The sequence below is a fragment of the Mangrovimicrobium sediminis genome (assembly GCF_004745945.1).
Taxonomy (GTDB): Bacteria; Pseudomonadota; Gammaproteobacteria; order Pseudomonadales; family Halieaceae; genus Mangrovimicrobium; species Mangrovimicrobium sediminis.
Map to the genome: position 1 here is coordinate 1 of NZ_SRLE01000022.1, position 1156 is coordinate 1156.

Consider the following 1156-nt stretch of genomic DNA (forward strand, 5'->3'; position numbering starts at 1 on the left):
CGCTCATCCAAGGATGGAAATGAACATAGCGAAGGATGGCATGAGTAAGGCACATCACAAGTAAAGGCAGCAAGTGCGCTTCGCGCCGGGACCCGCTGCCGCGGGCCCCTGCTTGAAGCGTTATGTGGTAGTTGCAAGTGGGGATTAAGTAAATGCGTTCGCTAGCTACCCTGGCATTTTTTGTCTCTCGGCTGCCAACGTCATCTTTCGGTGGCGGGGCTCAGCCTTTCGCCACTCCCTGGTGCGTCAAAGTTGGGTTGTCACATGCAACATCTGGGTTGGGCAGAGTCCGCAACTAAATTGTCAGTTGCCAAGAAGGTTGTGCATGAGGGGTAATATGCAGGTTTTCCAATCAGGCATCCGTCGTGCCACATAACAAGTCAAGGCAGCATGGGCGCTTCGCGCCGGGACCGCCTAACGGCGGCCCCTGCTTGAAGCGTTAGGCATCTTTAGGTAGCGCATGATTCGAATTAAGCTGGTGGCAATAGAAGAGGATCTCCACAATGCTTGGAGAAAGCATTGCGCCGACCTGGATTGTGTTGAAATCGTATGCGGCTCTATCCTAGACGTAAAGTGCGATGCCGTGGTTAGTCCCGCAAACAGTTTCGGCTTTATGGATGGGGGAATTGATTTAGCTTACAGCAATCATTTCGGCTGGGGAGTGCAGTCACGATTGCAAGAAATAATCCGCGCTCGACACCACGGACAGCTTCTCGTCGGCCAAGCGGAACTTGTTCCGACCGAAAATGAAGAGGTGCCTTTTTTGATTGCAGCACCAACGATGAGAGTGCCACAAAGCCTCCACAATTCTCCCAATCCCTATTTAGCGATGCGAGCTGTGCTAATACTTATCAAGCATGGGCAGCACGAAATGAAAGCCATCTCAGAAATGATCAACACAATCGCAGTCCCCGGCTTGGGTACAGGTGTTGGCGAAATCAACCCCATCGTTTGTGCAAAGCAGATACGTCATGCAGTCGAAGAGGTTCTCTACGAGAAGCATGAGTTCCCGGAATCGTGGTTTAGTGCACAGGAGTTGCACTACTCGCTAGTGGTGGCCCCCAGAAATGCCTAACAAGTCAAGGCAGCAAGGGCGCTTCGCGCCGGGACCCGCTAACGCGGGCCCCTGCTTGAAGCGTTAATTGCCATCTTGAGC

The 1156-nt window shown here is 52.8% G+C and carries 1 protein-coding gene; it reads left to right on the plus strand.

The window, feature by feature from the left end:
• Positions 1–460: 460 nt before the first annotated feature.
• A complete protein-coding gene (locus E4634_RS20845; RefSeq protein WP_135446622.1) occupies positions 461–1075 on the plus strand; it encodes a macro domain-containing protein in 615 nt (204 codons plus the stop codon).
• The last annotated feature ends 81 nt before the right edge of the window (positions 1076–1156 follow it).

What these genes read in the sequence shown, in the direction of transcription:
- E4634_RS20845 (WP_135446622.1), top strand. Translation starts at nt 461, where the DNA reads ATGATTCGAATTAAGCTGGTGGCAATAGAAGAGGATCTCCACAATGCT.